The organism is Streptomyces sp. SID12501 (assembly GCF_010550245.1).
Lineage (GTDB): Bacteria > Actinomycetota > Actinomycetes > Streptomycetales > Streptomycetaceae > Streptomyces.
Genome location: NZ_JAAGLU010000440.1, coordinates 1 through 508, shown reverse-complemented (window position 1 = coordinate 508; position 508 = coordinate 1). Strand labels below are relative to the sequence as shown.

The following is a 508-nucleotide window of genomic DNA, read 5'->3' as shown; positions in this document are numbered from 1 at the left end:
GGACGAAGACGTCCGGGCCGCCGTCCTCGGGGGCGATGAAGCCGAAGCCCTTCTCGGCGTTGAACCACTTCACGATGCCAGTAGGCACTGTCATTCTCCTCATGCGTGTACTACGACCCCGACGACCGGGACCGGGTGAATCACGGTGGCCGTCGTCCGCTCCGGAGAAGGTGGACAAGCACAGCACTGCGACTACGGGTACACAGTAGCCGGACACGGGCGTGCGAAGCGAGGCCTTCACCCCAAGTCGTCCCGGCCCGGACGGCGGACGCTCAGCCCGTGGACCCCTCGGCACCCGCGAGCACGCGTGCGCGCAGCCCGCGCAGCATGCCCCGCGTCATCACCGTGCTCAGCAGGCACGACGGCTCCGCCACGAGCCGGGACGCCGCCGACGTGTACACGTACCGCTCGCGCACCACGACCCGCGTGCCCCCGCGGGGGTCCGGCCGCAGCACGAACGCCCACGAGAACCCGTACGGCGGCGGCGCTGCCCCCGCCGGCGCGTCCG

At 71.7% G+C, this 508-nt stretch carries 2 protein-coding genes; both read right to left on the bottom strand.

Translation table 11 applies throughout. From position 1 onward, the window contains the following. Positions 1-88 (bottom strand): cold shock domain-containing protein (locus tag G3I71_RS46660; RefSeq protein ID WP_164325008.1); only part of this gene is annotated, 88 nt, incomplete at its 3' end. Between the two features lie 184 nt (positions 89-272). Beyond that, the coding region (locus G3I71_RS46655; protein ID WP_203733106.1) for a hypothetical protein at positions 273-508 on the bottom strand (236 nt) is incomplete at its 5' end.